Origin of the sequence: Burkholderia sp. Bp9143, from assembly GCF_003853645.1 — a bacterium.
Lineage (GTDB): Bacteria > Pseudomonadota > Gammaproteobacteria > Burkholderiales > Burkholderiaceae > Burkholderia.
In genome coordinates, this window is record NZ_QTPO01000021.1 from 85,570 (window position 1) to 99,850 (window position 14,281).

The 14,281-nt window shown below is 67.8% G+C and carries 16 protein-coding genes; 10 read left to right on the top strand and 6 right to left on the bottom strand.

Features of this window, described 5'->3' with window-relative positions; all coding sequences use genetic code 11:
- Positions 1-483 precede the first annotated feature (483 nt).
- Together DIE23_RS17685 and DIE23_RS17690 are read left to right on the top strand one after the other, a co-directional pair.
- On the top strand, positions 484-2,040 hold the full coding sequence (locus tag DIE23_RS17685) for a UbiD family decarboxylase (protein ID WP_124613314.1): 1,557 nt from the start codon (positions 484-486) through the stop codon (positions 2,038-2,040).
- A gap of 34 nt (positions 2,041-2,074) precedes the next feature.
- Positions 2,075-2,746: a LysE family translocator gene (locus DIE23_RS17690; RefSeq protein ID WP_124613315.1), complete on the top strand. Its 672-nt coding sequence runs from the start codon at positions 2,075-2,077 to the stop codon at positions 2,744-2,746.
- Positions 2,747-2,861: 115 nt separating this feature from the next.
- Here DIE23_RS17690 and DIE23_RS17695 read toward each other — a convergent pair whose 3' ends face one another.
- The gene (locus DIE23_RS17695; protein ID WP_124613316.1) at positions 2,862-3,149 is read right to left on the bottom strand and encodes a hypothetical protein; all 288 of its coding nucleotides are present in this window, start codon (positions 3,147-3,149) and stop codon (positions 2,862-2,864) included.
- A gap of 512 nt (positions 3,150-3,661) precedes the next feature.
- Here DIE23_RS17695 and DIE23_RS17705 point away from each other — a divergent pair.
- Both DIE23_RS17705 and DIE23_RS17710 read left to right on the top strand, forming a co-directional pair.
- On the top strand, positions 3,662-4,591 hold the full coding sequence (locus tag DIE23_RS17705; protein ID WP_124613318.1) for a Rossmann-like and DUF2520 domain-containing protein: 930 nt from the start codon (positions 3,662-3,664) through the stop codon (positions 4,589-4,591).
- 76 nt (positions 4,592-4,667) lie between these two features.
- Complete coding sequence (locus DIE23_RS17710; protein WP_057928544.1) at positions 4,668-5,231, top strand: YggT family protein; 564 nt, start codon at positions 4,668-4,670, stop codon at positions 5,229-5,231.
- A gap of 9 nt (positions 5,232-5,240) precedes the next feature.
- Here the strand turns inward: DIE23_RS17710 and DIE23_RS17715 are convergent, their stop codons facing one another.
- Both DIE23_RS17715 and crcB read right to left on the bottom strand, forming a co-directional pair.
- Complete coding sequence (locus tag DIE23_RS17715) at positions 5,241-5,591, bottom strand: DUF190 domain-containing protein (RefSeq protein ID WP_124613319.1); 351 nt, start codon at positions 5,589-5,591, stop codon at positions 5,241-5,243.
- A gap of 24 nt (positions 5,592-5,615) precedes the next feature.
- The gene (crcB, locus tag DIE23_RS17720) at positions 5,616-6,002 is read right to left on the bottom strand and encodes a fluoride efflux transporter CrcB (protein ID WP_124613320.1); all 387 of its coding nucleotides are present in this window, start codon (positions 6,000-6,002) and stop codon (positions 5,616-5,618) included.
- 25 nt (positions 6,003-6,027) lie between these two features.
- Between crcB and DIE23_RS17725 the strand changes: the two genes are divergently transcribed.
- Both DIE23_RS17725 and DIE23_RS17730 read left to right on the top strand, forming a co-directional pair.
- Complete coding sequence (locus DIE23_RS17725; protein WP_124613321.1) at positions 6,028-6,219, top strand: hypothetical protein; 192 nt, start codon at positions 6,028-6,030, stop codon at positions 6,217-6,219.
- 200 nt (positions 6,220-6,419) lie between these two features.
- Positions 6,420-7,631, top strand: a complete 1,212-nt coding sequence (locus DIE23_RS17730) for a S53 family peptidase (protein ID WP_124613322.1) — start codon at positions 6,420-6,422, stop codon at positions 7,629-7,631.
- A 33-nt stretch (positions 7,632-7,664) separates the two neighbouring features.
- On the opposite strand, the gene DIE23_RS17735 is transcribed toward DIE23_RS17730, so the two are convergent.
- Positions 7,665-8,531, bottom strand: coding sequence for a Sir2 family NAD-dependent protein deacetylase (locus tag DIE23_RS17735; protein WP_124613323.1), 867 nt, complete (start codon positions 8,529-8,531; stop codon positions 7,665-7,667).
- 79 nt (positions 8,532-8,610) lie between these two features.
- Entirely contained in the window at positions 8,611-9,216 is a 606-nt protein-coding gene (locus tag DIE23_RS17740) for an NUDIX domain-containing protein (RefSeq protein WP_124613324.1), read from the bottom strand.
- A gap of 81 nt (positions 9,217-9,297) precedes the next feature.
- On the opposite strand from DIE23_RS17740, the gene DIE23_RS17745 reads away from it, so the two are divergent.
- From DIE23_RS17745 to DIE23_RS17755, 3 genes are all read left to right on the top strand, one after another.
- Complete coding sequence (locus DIE23_RS17745; protein WP_124613325.1) at positions 9,298-10,053, top strand: DeoR/GlpR family DNA-binding transcription regulator; 756 nt, start codon at positions 9,298-9,300, stop codon at positions 10,051-10,053.
- A gap of 128 nt (positions 10,054-10,181) precedes the next feature.
- Positions 10,182-10,793 carry a chromate transporter gene (locus tag DIE23_RS17750; protein WP_124613326.1) on the top strand — a complete coding sequence of 204 codons (612 nt, stop codon included), beginning with the start codon at positions 10,182-10,184 and terminating at the stop codon, positions 10,791-10,793.
- The gene (locus DIE23_RS17755) at positions 10,790-11,326 is read left to right on the top strand and encodes a chromate transporter (RefSeq protein ID WP_124613327.1); all 537 of its coding nucleotides are present in this window, start codon (positions 10,790-10,792) and stop codon (positions 11,324-11,326) included. Before DIE23_RS17750 ends, DIE23_RS17755 begins: the two co-directional genes overlap by 4 nt.
- A 63-nt stretch (positions 11,327-11,389) precedes the next feature.
- On the opposite strand, the gene DIE23_RS17760 is transcribed toward DIE23_RS17755, so the two are convergent.
- Positions 11,390-12,550: an enolase C-terminal domain-like protein gene (locus DIE23_RS17760; RefSeq protein ID WP_124613328.1), complete on the bottom strand. Its 1,161-nt coding sequence runs from the start codon at positions 12,548-12,550 to the stop codon at positions 11,390-11,392.
- Between the two features lie 329 nt (positions 12,551-12,879).
- Between DIE23_RS17760 and gabP the strand changes: the two genes are divergently transcribed.
- The gene (gene gabP / locus DIE23_RS17765; RefSeq protein WP_124613329.1) at positions 12,880-14,274 is read left to right on the top strand and encodes a GABA permease; all 1,395 of its coding nucleotides are present in this window, start codon (positions 12,880-12,882) and stop codon (positions 14,272-14,274) included.
- Positions 14,275-14,281 lie beyond the last annotated feature (7 nt).

Consider the following 14,281-nt stretch of genomic DNA (forward strand, 5'->3'; position numbering starts at 1 on the left):
GGGGAAACGGTATAAGTACCGTTCGAGGCCACGGTGTAAGAGGGCCGGCACCTTCGCACACTGGGCGAGGCGGGCATACGCGGTGGCACCCACGCAAAAAACCAGCGTCTGGTGGCGCTGGCTGGGACTACGACAAAGGCCGTCGAATACGCCGTGCAGGTTTCGGCGGACGGTGACGCGCTGCGTCAAAGATCGGTGATTGGCGGCTCGAAGCCGTTTACCCTGCAGCCAATGTGAGCGGATTCTAGCAGGGTTTTATAGATCGTCAACACTATAAAACCGCCAAATTATAACAAAAAGTAATTTTGAATCGCCCTTCAGATCGCGAGCCCCCTGCCGTAGGGGCTCTGCGCGCGGTCGACTTTTTTCTCCGCCGGGCGTGCGTGCGGCGGCGCGGGTAAAATCGTCGGTCGATTCGGGGCCGCAGCCGGCCGCTGCGCCCGCCCATCGCTGCCCGACTTGCGGGCGGCCCGGACCTTCCTCATGAAATACAAAGACTTACGCGATTTCATCCAGCGCCTCGAGGCGCTCGGCGAACTGCGGCGCGTCACGCAACCCGTGTCGCCCGTGCTCGAAATGACCGAGCTGTGCGACCGCGTGCTGCGCGCCGGCGGCCCGGCGCTGCTGTTCGCCGCGCCGCCCGGCAATGCGTTCCCGGTGCTCGGCAACCTGTTCGGCACGCCGCGCCGCGTCGCGCTCGGGATGGGTGTCGATGCGGGCGACGACGCCGCGCTCGGCTCGCTGCGCGACCTCGGGCGGCTGCTGTCCGCCCTGAAGGAGCCGGATCCGCCGAAGAGCCTGAAGGACGCCGGCAAGCTGCTGTCGCTCGCGAAGGCCGTGTGGGACATGGCGCCGAAATCGGTGTCGTCGCCGCCGTGCCAGGAGATCGTCTGGGAAGGCGCCGACGTCGACCTGAACAAGCTGCCGATCCAGACCTGCTGGCCCGGCGACGCGGGGCCGCTCGTCACGTGGGGCCTGACGGTCACGCGCGGGCCGAACAAGCCGCGCCAGAACCTCGGCATCTACCGCCAGCAGCTGATCGGCCGCAACAAGCTGATCATGCGCTGGCTCGCGCATCGCGGCGGTGCACTGGACTTCCGCGAATTCGCGTTGAAGAACCCCGGCAAGCCGTATCCGGTCGCGGTCGTGCTCGGCGCGGATCCGGCCACGACGCTCGGCGCGGTGACACCCGTGCCCGATTCGCTGTCCGAGTATCAGTTCGCCGGCCTGCTGCGGGGCAGCCGCACCGAGCTCGCGAAATGCCTGACGCCCGGCGTCGACACGCTGCAGGTTCCCGCCCGCGCGGAGATCGTGCTCGAAGGCTTCATCTATCCGCAGGAAGGCGCGCCCGCCCCTGCCCCGGCCGGCGCACCGCCACGGCCAGCCGGCAACGCGTCGGCGACGTACGAGCACGCGCTCGAAGGCCCGTATGGCGACCACACCGGCTACTACAACGAGCAGGAGTGGTTCCCGGTGTTCACCGTCGAGCGCATCACGATGCGCCGCGACGCGATCTATCACTCGACCTACACGGGCAAGCCGCCCGACGAGCCGGCCGTGCTCGGCGTCGCGCTCAACGAGGTGTTCGTGCCGCTGCTGCAGAAGCAGTTCTCCGAGATCACCGACTTCTACCTGCCGCCGGAGGGCTGCAGCTACCGGATGGCCATCGTCCAGATGAAGAAGAGCTACGCCGGCCATGCGAAGCGCGTGATGTTCGGCGTGTGGAGCTTTCTGCGGCAGTTCATGTATACGAAGTTCATCGTGGTCGTCGACGAGGACGTGAACATCCGCGACTGGAACGAGGTGATCTGGGCGATCACGACGCGCGTCGACCCCGTGCGCGACACCGTGATGGTCGACAGCACGCCGATCGACTATCTCGATTTCGCGTCGCCCGTCGCGGGCCTCGGCTCGAAGATGGGGCTCGACGCGACCAACAAGTGGCCCGGCGAGACGAACCGCGAATGGGGCCGCCCGATCGAGATGGACGCCGCCGTGAAGGCGCGCGTCGACCGCCTCTGGCAGGAGATCGGACTGTAAGTCCGCGCGTTGAACGCCCCCGACAAGAACGACGATGAGCTTTCCCCCCGCCTCGATGCTGTCCGACGGATTCTTCCTGTCGCTGTCGCTATGTCTCGACATCGGCCTCGTCAACGTCGCGATGCTGTCGCTGACGCTGTCGCACGGCTTCCGGCCGGGCTTCTGGCTCGGCGTCGGTTCGTGCGTCGGCGATCTCGTCTACGCGGCGCTCGCGCTCGCGGGGATGGCCGTGCTGCTGCAGTTCGAGGCCGTGCGCTGGATCGTCTGGATCGGCGGCGGTGCGGTGCTGCTGTTCCTCACGTGGAAGATGGCACGTGAAGCGCTCGCGCCGGCCGGCGGCGCCGACGATGGCGATGCGGACGACACGCCGCAGCCGCGGGCCAGCGCGCGGCGCAGCTTCATGCGCGGGATGCTGCTCGCGATGTCGTCGCCGAGCGCGATCCTGTGGTTCGCGGCGGTCGGCGGCGCGCTGATCGCGAAAGCCGGCGCGACCACACCGGCGACGGCGTCGGTGTTCTTGTCCGGCTTCTTCCTCGGCGGCCTCGCGTGGACGCTCTTCATGTGCACGCTCGCGAGCCAGGGCCGCAAGCGCGCGGGCGCGGGGCTGATGCGCGCGTGCCATGTCGCGTCGGCGCTGCTGTTCGCGTATTTCTCGTACAGCGTGATCGTCGGCGGCTATCGCGACCTGATCGTCCACGCGGTGTGACCGCCCAACGCCGGCCACACGCCGAGCCGCGCCCCAAAATGAAAAACGGCGCAACGCCCCGCAAGGGACGTTGCGCCGTTTTGCCGCGCGCGGTCAGGCCGCCGCGCGGAATGCGTCAACGACGCCAGCCGTGGTGACCCCAGCCACCATAACCGTGACGCCAGTACGGACGACCGTAGTAGCCGCCGACGACCACGGGGGGCGGTGCATAGTACGCCGGCGCCGGCGCGTAATACACCGGCGGGGGCGGCGCGTAATACACGGGCGGCGGCGCTGCATATACGGGATACGCAGGTGCGATCGGGACCCCGATGCCGACCCCGATCGACACGTGAGCCTGCGCGGCGCTCGCGGCACCCAGGCCCAGCGCGGCGGCGGCGATGAACGGAATGAGCTTTTTCACTTCGATTCTCCTGCTGGAGCGGTAATTTATGCGCTCCTGTCGGCAACGGCGGGCATGCACGTCGCATGGAAGCAATGTAGCGAAAACCCGCCCCGCGCGTATCGCGCATTTGTTGCAAATTGCAATTCCACGCGGCTGCAGACACCGTGCGGCGTGGCTTTGCGGATCCTCGACATCCCTTGCCAGTCGCGTGATTCCGTCCGACCAGTAAAATCGCGACATATTGCCCGGTCAGTCTTACCGGATCCGGTGAGCGCGGCAGGCACGCCTCCGTAATGAACGATTACAAATTTGAGACAAGACGCCGACAATTCAAGCGAGACGCGACCCCCGCATGATTCGGGGCCGGATTCGGCGATCGTCATCGGACGGCGAGACTGCTCCGCGAATTGACCGGGTCCCCGCGTCGAATGCCGGCGCCCACGGCGTCCCTGCCCGGCACCGCCCATCCGCGACCGCCCCGTCATTCCTGCGATACTGGCGGCTGCTCCGTTTTCGCTTCGTGACTCGCCATGTCCCTCCCCGACATTCCCCGCCTCGGCTTCATCGGCGCCGGCCGCCTGGCGCGCTGCCTCGCCCGGCGTTTCGCGGCAGCCGGCTTTCCGGTCGTCGCGATCGCGAGCCGCACGGCGGAATCGGCCACGGCACTTGCCGCGCGCATCGACGGCTGCCGGGCGGTCGACACGCCGCAGCAGGTCGTCGACGCGGCCGACCTGATCTTCCTGACCGTACCCGACGACCATCTCGCGTCGACCGCCGCGGCGCTGCGGTTCGATCCATTGCGCGCGGCGGGCCAGGCGCTCGTCCACTGCAGCGGCGCATCGGCGGTCGATTTGCTCGACCCCGCAAAGCGGCAAGGCGCGGCCACCGGTGGCTTCCATCCGCTCTACCTGTTCGGCGGCACGGACGCCGATCTCGCCCGCATCGACGGCTGCTCGGTCACGCTCGAAGCGGACGGCGCGCTGCACGCGACGCTGTTGCGACTTGCTGCCGCACTCGGCTGCCATCCGCTGTCGATTCCGGCCGGCGGCCGAATGCTGTATCACGCGGCCGCGCATTACGCGGCGAGCTTCGCGCTGTGCGGGCTGTCGGAAGCGGTCGAGCTGTGGCGCGGCCTCGGCTTCGACGAGGAAGCCGCGCTGCGCGCGCTGCTGCCGATGCTCGCCGGCACGATCGAGACCGCGCGCGACAAGGGCCTCGCGAACGCGCTCGCGGGCCCCGTATCGCGCGGCGACACCGGCATCGTCGAGCGTCAGCTCGCGCTGCTCGAGGCACGCGGCGGCGACCACGCGACGCTGTATGCGCTGATGACCCGCCGCGCGGTCGCGCTCGCGGCGAAGCGCGCCGCGCCGCCCGCCGCCCTGCCGGCGCTCGCGCAGGCCGTCGAAACGTCGCTCGCGCGCACGACCGGGCACCCCTCCCCGTCGCGGGACGAGGCGTGATAAGGTGTCGGCCGATGCGCCGCCATCCGGCGTTGGCGGCCGCACGCTACTCGACTGTATAAAAAGGATGCCAACGATGTTCGGCGAGATCGCCCGTTTTCTGCTCAATACCGTCTTCACGCTGTTCGGCGCCGCGCTGATCCTGCGCGTCTGGATGCAGGCCGTCCGCGTGCCGCCGTACAACCCCGTCACGCAAGCCGTGCTCCAAGCGACCAACTGGCTCGTGCTGCCGCTGCGCCGCGTGATCCCGGGCGTGCGCGGCATCGACTGGGCGAGCGTCGTCGCCGCGCTGCTCACGGCGCTCGTCTATGTGGTGCTGATGGTCGTGATGGCCGGCTTCGATCCGGCCTCGGTGATCGCGACGCTCGTCGTGGTCGCGCTGCTCACCGTCGTGAAGTGGGCGCTCAATCTCGTGATCTGGATGACAATCCTGATGGCGCTGCTGTCGTGGCTCAATCCGCGCTCGCCGGCGATGCCTATCCTCTACCAGCTCACCGCGCCGTTCCTGAACCCGCTGCGCCGCGTGATCCCGAACCTCGGCGGCATCGACCTGTCGCCGATCCTGCTGTTCGTGATCGTGCAGGTGCTGCTGATGATCGTCACGCGCGCCGCCGTGTCGCTGACGATGTTCGGCATCTGACGTGTTGCGCTACGCCGCCGGCCCCTGCGCCGGCGGCGCCTCGAGCGTGTCGATCACGCCGAAATTCGCCGGAATCATCGCGTAGCACACGCGCACTTTCTCGCGCGACAGCCGCTCGAGCAGTTGCCGTGCCTCGTCCTCGGTGACGATGAACTCGACCTCGATCGCGAGCGAACCCTGCAACTCGAAAAAGCGGTCCTCGTGCAGCACCCGATGCCGGCCGAAGCCGGCCATCGCGCGGAACGCGGAACCGCCCGCGACGCCCATCCGGTTGCCTTCCTCCAGCAACCACTCCCACAGCGGCTTCCAGTGCAGCCGGTCCTGCTCGTGCACGTAGAAGCGCAAGAAGACCCTGTCCATCGCGTCCTCCCGGTGCCGGCGCGCTCAGGCCGCCGCGAACCACGCGCGCGCGGTCCACATGCCGAGCGCCGTCAGCGTGAACGATCCAGTCAAGTGTAGGGCAGCCACCGCGAACGCCCATCCGAATTCGCCCTGCACCGCGTGCGTCATCACTTCGACCGAATAGGTCGAGAACGTCGTGAGGCCGCCGAGGAAGCCGGTGATCACGAACAGCCGCCACTCGGGCGGCAGCCCGACGCGGATGGTGAAAGCGACCGCGGCGATGCCGATCACGTAGCCGCCGATCAGGTTCGCGGCGAGCGTGCCGAGCGGCACGGCGGGAAAGAACGCGTTGAGCGCCAGGCTCAGGAACCAGCGCAGCAATGCGCCGAGCCCCGCGCCGACGAAGATCGCGACGATCGAATAGAACAAGGGAACTCCTCGCTGACGAGGCCGCATGGCGGATGCGGCCTACGCCGAACTGTATGCGGAATCGCGCCGCGACGGCAATGCCGGCAGGCCGGTCGGCATGGCCCGGCGCGGGCCGCACCGGCACGATGCATTTCATTATTCCGGCACGACTGCCTCAATCGATATTTTCCAGCGCATTACACAGGATATTACAAACCAATTAAGTCACGATCGCTAATTTATTCAGCATTTTAAAAATAGAAAATGTCGCTTTACCCCGCCACACGTTAACCCTCAAAACCCCAGGTTTCATGGGCATTCCACGTACTTTCCCTTATCAGCGCTTTCCCGAATTAGACCGATATTTGATGCAATCCGCATTGCCGATTCCGTAGAATTGTTTCGCCACCCTACTCCATCGACATGGAGATTCAGAAAATGAACAATATCCGCCTGTCATCCATGTTGATTCCGGCGCTGTGCGCGTCGCTGCTCGCGTCGACTGTCGCGCTCGCCGCCGACGACGGAGCGCCGTCCTACGTCGAAGGCCACCGCGCGCCGAAAGGGTTCGCGCGTCCGCCGTTCCATACGAAGCCGCGCGCGAGCACGGCCACGATCGCCGGTCTCACGCCCGCGCTCGTCCGGCATGCGTACGGGTTCGACACACTCGCCAACCAGGGCGACGGGATGGTCGTCGCGATCGTCGACGCATACGACGACCCGAAGATCGAAGCCGATCTCGGCGTGTTCAGCAGCGCGTTCTCGCTGCCGGCGTGCACCACGGCGAACGGCTGCTTCACCAAGGTGTACGCGCGGGGCACGCGGCCCAGAACCGATTCGGGCTGGGCTCTCGAGATGTCGCTCGACGTCGAATGGGTGCATGCGATCGCGCCGAAGGCGAAGATCATCCTCGTCGAGGCCGCATCGGCCAGCTTCAACGACCTGATGGCCGCGATCGACGTCGCGGTCAAGCGCGGCGCGTCGGTCGTGTCGATGAGCTTCGGCGGCAACGAGTTCAGCAGCGAAACCAGCTTCGACAACCACTTCAACGTAGCGGGCGTCACGTTCGTCGCGTCGTCCGGCGACAGCGGCACCGGCACCGAGTACCCGGCGGCATCGCCGTACGTGGTGGCGGTAGGTGGCACGACGTTGTCAACCGACACGTCCGGCGCCTACGTCAGCGAGGCCGCGTGGAGCGGCAGCGGCGGCGGAGTGAGTTCCCTCGAGGCCGAACCGGTCGGCCAGACCGCATGGCCGATTCCGGTCGCCGGCAAGCGCGGCGTGCCCGACGTCAGCTACGACGCGAATCCGTCCAGCGGTTTCGCGGTATACGACTCGGTCAGCTATCAGGGGCAGGCGGGCTGGTTCCAGGTCGGCGGCACGAGCGCGGGCGCGCCGCAATGGTCGGCACTCGTCGCGATCGCGAATTCGCTGCGCGCGGCGGCCGGCAAAAGCCTGTTGAGCGGTACCTACAACACGCTCTATACGGTCGGGAAAAACGCCTACGGCAGCGACTATCACGACGTCACGACCGGGTCCAACGGCAGCTGCGGCAGCGTCTGCAACGCCGCGGGTGGCTACGACTACGTGACCGGCCTCGGTTCGCCGCAAGCCCCGGCGCTCGTGCAGGCGCTCGTCGGTCAGCCGTAACGCGCGAACGCCGGTCGTCCCGGGGTGCGGCGTTCAACCGCCGTGCCATGCACGGTCGAGCGCGACGAGCGTCGCGAGCGCGCCGCCCTTCAGCCCGATCACGTCCGCGCGGCGCGCATGGGCTTCGCGTGCGTTGATGCGGATCACGTCGGCGCCGAGCCGTTCGCTCAGCAGACGCACGGTCGGAATCGCGGTACCCGCGCCGATCTCGACGACGGTCACCCATCCTGCCTGCGCGATCCAGTCCTGCAGCGCCCGCTCCTGCGCGTCGTAGCGTTCGCCGAGCCAGCCGTTGTCGCCGAACATCAGGATGTTCGGTCGCGCGAGGCCGCCGCAACGCGGGCAGCGCGGCAACTCGCCGACCAGCCGGCACGCGGCCGCGTCGACGTCGGGTGTGAACGGCGCGGCGTCCCACGTGTCGTCCGAGCACGGTCGCAGGCACTGCATCGAATGAATCGAACCGTGGATCTCGGCGACACGCGCCGGATCGAAACCGGCCGTCTGGAACTGACCGTCGACATTGCTCGTCAGCACGAAGCCGCCGTTCGGCATCGCGTCCATCCAGCGCCGCAGGATCGCGAAGCCCGCGTGCGGCACCGTCTGCCGGTAGAGTTCAAGGCGGTGCCCGTAGAAGCCCCACGCAAGCTGCGGATGCGCGCGGAACGCCTGCGGCGACGCAATCTCGTGGAATTCGAAACGCTCGTGGCGCAGCGCCGGATACGCACGCCAGAAGCCGGCCGTGCCGCGGAAATCGGGCAGCCCCGAATCGACGCCGATGCCCGCGCCGGCCGTCACGAGCAGCGCATCGGCGCGCGCGAGCGCCTCGACGGCGGACGCGACCAGATCAGCAGGCAGTGGCGCGTCAGCGGCGCCGGAATCGGGCGAGTCGGAAAGCGGCATGATGGGGCAACGGTAGCGTCGAACGGTGCGCGAGTGGCGTCGCGCGATCATACGCCCGTTCGTGCGCCGCGCCGCGACATCACCCAGCCACGGTGCACGCGCCCGCGGGTTCCCGCAGCGCGACGTACTGCAGCAGCATGATCGTCTTCGCGTCGACGATCTCGCCGCGCTCGACGGCATCCAGCGCCGCGTGCAGCGGCATCTCGACGACCTCGAGATCCTCGCCCTCCTCCGCGATGCCGCCGCCGTCGCCCGTGCGCAGCGACGCATCGTATTCGCCGACGAAGAAGTGCAGCTTCTCCGTCACCGAGCCCGGGCTCATGAACGCCTCGAACACCTTGCGCACGCCGCGCACGCGATAGCCGGTTTCCTCTTCGGCCTCGGCGCGGATGCGTGCGTCGGGCGTCGCGTCGTCGAGCAGGGCAGCGGCGGCTTCGAGCAGCATCCCGTCGTGTCCGTTGACGAACGCCGGCATCCGGAACTGCCGCGTGAGCAGCACGTCGCCCGTCGCCGCGTTGCGCAGCAGGATGGTCGCGCCGTTGCCGCGGTCGTAGGTTTCGCGGCTCAGGCGCTGCCACGTGCCGTCGCGGCGCAGGAAATCGAACGTGACCTTCTTCAGCACATACCAGTCATCGGACAGCACCGTCGTATCGACGATGCGGACGCGGTCCCGCGTTGCGGCCATGGCGGCCTCCCATTCGACAAGTGACGGCACACATGGTAACGTGCATATTCGTGCAATTTCAAGAAATTTCGTGCAGACCCGATGCTGACGACCCAACGCAAGAAAGCGATCCTCGACGCGCTCGCCCGCGACGGCCAGGTGCTGGCCATCGAACTGAGCGCACAATTCGGCGTGTCCGAGGACACGATCCGTCGCGACCTGCGCGAGCTGGCGGCCGAAGGCCTGCTGCAGCGCGTGCACGGGGGCGCGCTGCCGGCGTCGCCGGCCGTCGCGCCGTTCGCGCAGCGCGAGACGCTCGAAACCGCGGAAAAGCGGCGCATCGCGCGCCGGGCCGCGCAGATGATCGCGCCCGGACAGGTCGCGATCGTCGACGGCGGCACGACGTCGGCCTTGCTCGTCAACCAGTTGCCGCCCGACCTGCGCGCGACGATCGTCACGCACAGCCCGAGCGTCGCCGTCGCGCTGGCCGCGCATCCGTCGATCGACGTGATCCTGATCGGCGGACGGTTGTACAAGCATTCGATCGTCGCGGTGGGCGCCGCGGCGATGGAAGGCATCGCGCGCATCCACGCGGACCTGTATTTCATGGGCGTGACCGGCGTTCACCCGGTCGCGGGGCTGAGCACCGGCGACTTCGAGGAAGCGGCGATCAAGCGCGCGTTGGCCGAGCGTGCCGGCGAAACGGTCGTGCTGGCGTCGCAATCCAAACTGCGTGCGCCGTCGCAATTCGTGATCGGCGAGCTCGCGCTCGCGCAGGCCATCGTCGTCGAACGGGAAACCGATGCCGCGCTGACCGAACCGATCGAGGCCGCGGGCGTGACGGTCGTGCGAGCCTAGCCGCGCGCTGGCTTCGGAGCCAGCACCGGGGCATGGCACCGCCCCATTCGCCGGCCGGATGTCAGCGTGCCGACAGGCACCGCTTGCTACCATGGGCGAGTGCCCACCCGCCGCGTCCTGTCCACCCGATGTCTTCGCCCGCCACCCCGATCGCACCCGCGCCGCCCAACGGTGCTGCCCCGCCACCCGGCGTTCTCGCACTGTTCGTCGCGTTCGCGCAGATCGGCCTGACCAGCTTCGGCGGCGGGCTGAGCGGGCGCATGATGCGCGTCTTCGTGCACGAGCGGCGCTGGCTCGATGAAGAGGTGTTCCTCAACGGCCTTGCGCTGTCGCAGGCGCTGCCGGGCGTCAACGTGAAGAACCTCGCAATCTGGATCGGCTACCGGCTGGCCGGATGGCGCGGCGCGGTGGCCGGCTTCACCGGCATCATCGCGCCGCCTGCCGTGCTGATCGTGCTGTTCGGCGTCGCGTTCTCGACGCTGACGCGCTTTCCGCTCACGCATGTCGCGCTCGCGGGCGCGGCCGCCGCGGCGATCGGGCTGTCGATCTCGATGGCGATCACCGCGGTGCGCCGACTGCCGCGCCGCGTGCTGCCGTTCGCGGTGATGACACTCACGTTCGTATCGGTGGCGGTGCTGCACTGGCCGCTCGTCTGGACCGTGCTGATCGGCGGCACGCTGAGCGTCGCGCTCGAATACCGCCGTGCGGCCACCTCCACCGTCGGGAGCGACGAACGATGACGGCCTCGCCACGCTACGCCGCCCTGTTCGGCGTATTCGCGCCGTTGTCGATCGCGACGATCGGCGGCGGTCAGGCGATCATCGCCGACATCCAGCGACAGGTCGTCGATGTGCATCACTGGATGACGGCCACGCAGTTCGTGAACGACTTCGCGATCGCGCGGATGGCGCCGGGCCCCGGCTCGCTGCTCGCGACGCTGATCGGCTGGCAGGTGGCGGGCTTCTGGGGCGCGGTGATCGCGACGCTCGCGCTGTTCGGGCCGACCGCGTTCCTGATCTACGGCATCGCGCACCTGTGGCGGCGGCACCAGGGCGCACGCTGGCAGATCGCGCTCGAAGCCGGCCTGCGCCCGGTCGCGGCCGGCATGATCCTCGCGTCGGTCTGGGTGCTGCTGCAGGCGCTCGACGGCGGCTGGCCCGCGCGGGCGATCGCGGTCGCGTCGACCGTGTGCGTGATGGTCACGCGCATTCACGCGCTACTGCTGATCGTCGTCGGCGCGTTGCTGTTGGTCGGCGTGCACGTGATCGGCTAACGCTGACGGCAGACGCCGGGCGCGCCGTTCGCGATCGACGCACGCTGAAGCCGGCGGCGCCGTTCAGCGCCCCGCTACCGAGCGAAACGCGCGATACGCATCGGCATGAAGCTCGAAGCCGATGCCCGGCGCCTGCGGCACCGCCGCGCAGCCGGCATCGACCGTTTCGCCGTCCGCCAGCCCGCTGAACGGATGAAACGCGAACGGGCTGACTTCCGCGCCGCCGAGCCCGAGCGCTGACACGACGTGCAGCGAGAACAGATGACCGCCATGCGGCCAGAATGCATCGCGACGCCAGCCGTTCGACACGAAATGGTCGACGATCTGCAGGTAGCCCGGCAAGCCATAGCAATGCACCGGATCGAACACGAGGACGTCGCGGTCCGGACGCAGGCCGCCGTAGCGTTCGAGCAGCTTGGCTTCCGCGAGCGAGAACAACGCCTCGCCGGCCGCGACCGGCGGCGTGTATTGCGCAGCCAGGTCCGCATGTAGCGGCAGGTCGAGCGGATCGCAGAGATCCTCGAACCACCAGAGTGCGAACGGTGCCAGCATCGCGGCGGCAGCGCAGCCGCTCGTCGCGTCGTACGCGTTCATCGCGTCGACCGCGAGATGCGAGCTGTCGGCAAGACAGGCTGCGGCGGCTTCGATGCGTCGCTTGTCCTGGTCGATATCCGGGCCACCGATCTTGATCTTCGCGTGCGTGTAGCCGAGATCGGCGATGCGGCGCATCTCGTCCGACAGGCGTGCGAGATCGTCGTACGGATAGCGGTAGCCGCCGCCCGCGTAGACCCGCACGCGGGGCACTGCGTGGCGCGCGAGCCGGTCCGCGACGAAGCGATGGAGCGGCAGGCCCGCGATCTTCGCGGCGGCATCCCAGATCGCCATGTCGAGCGCGCCGACCGCGACACAGCGTTCGCCGTGACCGCCGGGCTTCTCGCCTGCCATCATCGCGCGCCATGCGCGAAACGGATCGAGGTTCGTGCCGGCGTCGTCGGCGATGGCGTCCGCGACGGCCAGCAGACGCGGCGCGAACCGTTCGCGAATCAGCCCGCCCTGCGCATGACGGCCGACCGATGCGTAGCCGTAACCCGTGACCGGCCGGCCATCTCGCACGACATCGGTGACGATCGCGACAACGCTCGTCGTCAGGCCGCCGGACGGAATCGCCGGATCGGCATAGCGGGAAACCGGGATCGCTTGCTCGCGGATGTCGGTGATGCGCATGGTCGGGATTCCGGGAAAACGTTCAGCGTTCGCGGGCCATGCACGCGCGGTGGCCGGCGCGACTGGCGGATCGCCGCATCATAGGCCCTTGCGCGATGTCCTGCAGGCTCGCGACCGCCTCGCCGATCGGCATCGCCAGCGAAACGTGTCGCTACTGGTCAACATCGCGTCGCATTTGTTATGGGTCGCGGTCGGATATTTTCTAGATCGCGTGGTTTTGTGCCGAGAAGATACATGTCGCCGGACAAGGCAAAGCCGTATCGCCTTCCTGCAACGCGCAGTTCAACGGACAGCAGGCAAGACATCAAAAACACGGATTGGAGGACGACATGAATGGTAGTCATACGGGCCTGGCGACAGGCCTGAAGCAACGCCACGTCACGATGCTGTCGATCGCGGGCGTGATCGGCGCGGGCTTGTTCGTCGGCTCCGGCCACGCGATCGCGGCAGCGGGGCCGGCGGCGCTGATCGCCTATGCGCTGACGGGCGCGCTCGTCGTCCTCGTGATGCGCATGCTCGGCGAAATGGCCGTCGCCCATCCGGACAGCGGCTCGTTCTCGACCTACGCCGATCGCGCGATCGGCCATTGGGCCGGCTTCACGATCGGCTGGCTGTACTGGTGGTTCTGGGTGCTCGTGATCCCGATCGAGGCGACGGCTGCAGCCACCATCCTCAACGCGTGGTTCCCGAACATCGCGACGTGGATCTTCGCACTCGGCGTGACACTGCTGCTGACGATGACCAACCTCTTCTCCGTCAAGAACTACGGCGAATTCGAATTCTGGTTCGCGCTGATCAAGGTCGTCGCGATCGCCCTGTTCATCGCGATCGGCGGCGCGGCCGTGTTCGGGCTGCTGCCGGGCGGCCACGCGTTGGGCTTCTCGAACCTGGTCACGCACGGCGGGTTCATGCCGAACGGGATCGGCGCGGTGTTCGCCGGCATGCTGATGACGATGTTCTCGTTCGTCGGCACCGAGATCGTGACGATCGCCGCGGCCGAATCCGAGAATCCGGAGCGGCAGATCGTGCGCGCGACCAATTCCGTGATCTGGCGCATCTCGCTGTTCTATCTCGGCTCGATCCTGTTCGTCACCGCGATCGTGCCGTGGAACGATCCGCTGCTGCCGGTGCACGGCTCGTACCAGCGCGTGATGGAACTGCTCGGCGTACCGCATGCGAAGGCGATCATCGACGTGATCGTGCTCGTGTCGGTCGCGAGCTGCCTGAACTCGGCGTTGTATACGGCGTCGCGGATGATGTTCTCGCTCGCGAAGCGCAAGGACGCGCCGGCGTTCCTGCAACGCACCGATTCGACCGGCACGCCGCGTGCCGCCGTGCTCGCATCGACCGCGTTCGGCTTCCTGACCGTGATCGCGAACTACGTGGTGCCGGAGCAGGTGTTCAACGTACTGATCGCGACGTCCGGTGCGATCGCGCTGCTCGTGTATCTGGTGATCGCGGTGTCGCAGTTGCGGATGCGCCGCATGCTCGACGTCAACGGTTCGGCGCTGACGCTGCGGATGTGGATGTTCCCGTGGCTCACGTGGGCCGTCATCATGTTCATCTGCGGGACGCTCGTCACGATGCTGTTCCTCGACGGACACCGGATGGAAGTCGCGGCAACCGGCATGCTCGCCGGGTTCGTACTGATCGCCGCGCGGCTGAACCAGCGCAGCCGCGATGTGCAGGCAGGCCTTGGCCGCCGCGGCGTGTCGTCGGCCTGAGGACGCC

Bases quoted from the DNA above. Each gene is read 5' to 3' on its own strand.
- DIE23_RS17685 (WP_124613314.1), top strand. From the start codon at position 484: ATGAAATACAAAGACTTACGCGATTTCATCCAGCGCCTCGAGGCGCTC.
- DIE23_RS17690 (WP_124613315.1), top strand. From the start codon at position 2,075: ATGAGCTTTCCCCCCGCCTCGATGCTGTCCGACGGATTCTTCCTGTCG.
- DIE23_RS17705 (WP_124613318.1), top strand. From the start codon at position 3,662: ATGTCCCTCCCCGACATTCCCCGCCTCGGCTTCATCGGCGCCGGCCGC.
- DIE23_RS17710 (WP_057928544.1), top strand. From the start codon at position 4,668: ATGTTCGGCGAGATCGCCCGTTTTCTGCTCAATACCGTCTTCACGCTG.
- DIE23_RS17715 (WP_124613319.1), bottom strand. From the start codon at position 5,591: ATGGACAGGGTCTTCTTGCGCTTCTACGTGCACGAGCAGGACCGGCTG.
- DIE23_RS17725 (WP_124613321.1), top strand. From the start codon at position 6,028: ATGGCGGATGCGGCCTACGCCGAACTGTATGCGGAATCGCGCCGCGAC.
- DIE23_RS17730 (WP_124613322.1), top strand. From the start codon at position 6,420: ATGAACAATATCCGCCTGTCATCCATGTTGATTCCGGCGCTGTGCGCG.
- DIE23_RS17735 (WP_124613323.1), bottom strand. From the start codon at position 8,531: ATGCCGCTTTCCGACTCGCCCGATTCCGGCGCCGCTGACGCGCCACTG.
- DIE23_RS17740 (WP_124613324.1), bottom strand. From the start codon at position 9,216: ATGGCCGCAACGCGGGACCGCGTCCGCATCGTCGATACGACGGTGCTG.
- DIE23_RS17745 (WP_124613325.1), top strand. From the start codon at position 9,298: ATGCTGACGACCCAACGCAAGAAAGCGATCCTCGACGCGCTCGCCCGC.
- DIE23_RS17750 (WP_124613326.1), top strand. From the start codon at position 10,182: ATGTCTTCGCCCGCCACCCCGATCGCACCCGCGCCGCCCAACGGTGCT.
- DIE23_RS17755 (WP_124613327.1), top strand. From the start codon at position 10,790: ATGACGGCCTCGCCACGCTACGCCGCCCTGTTCGGCGTATTCGCGCCG.
- DIE23_RS17760 (WP_124613328.1), bottom strand. From the start codon at position 12,550: ATGCGCATCACCGACATCCGCGAGCAAGCGATCCCGGTTTCCCGCTAT.
- gabP (WP_124613329.1), top strand. From the start codon at position 12,880: ATGAATGGTAGTCATACGGGCCTGGCGACAGGCCTGAAGCAACGCCAC.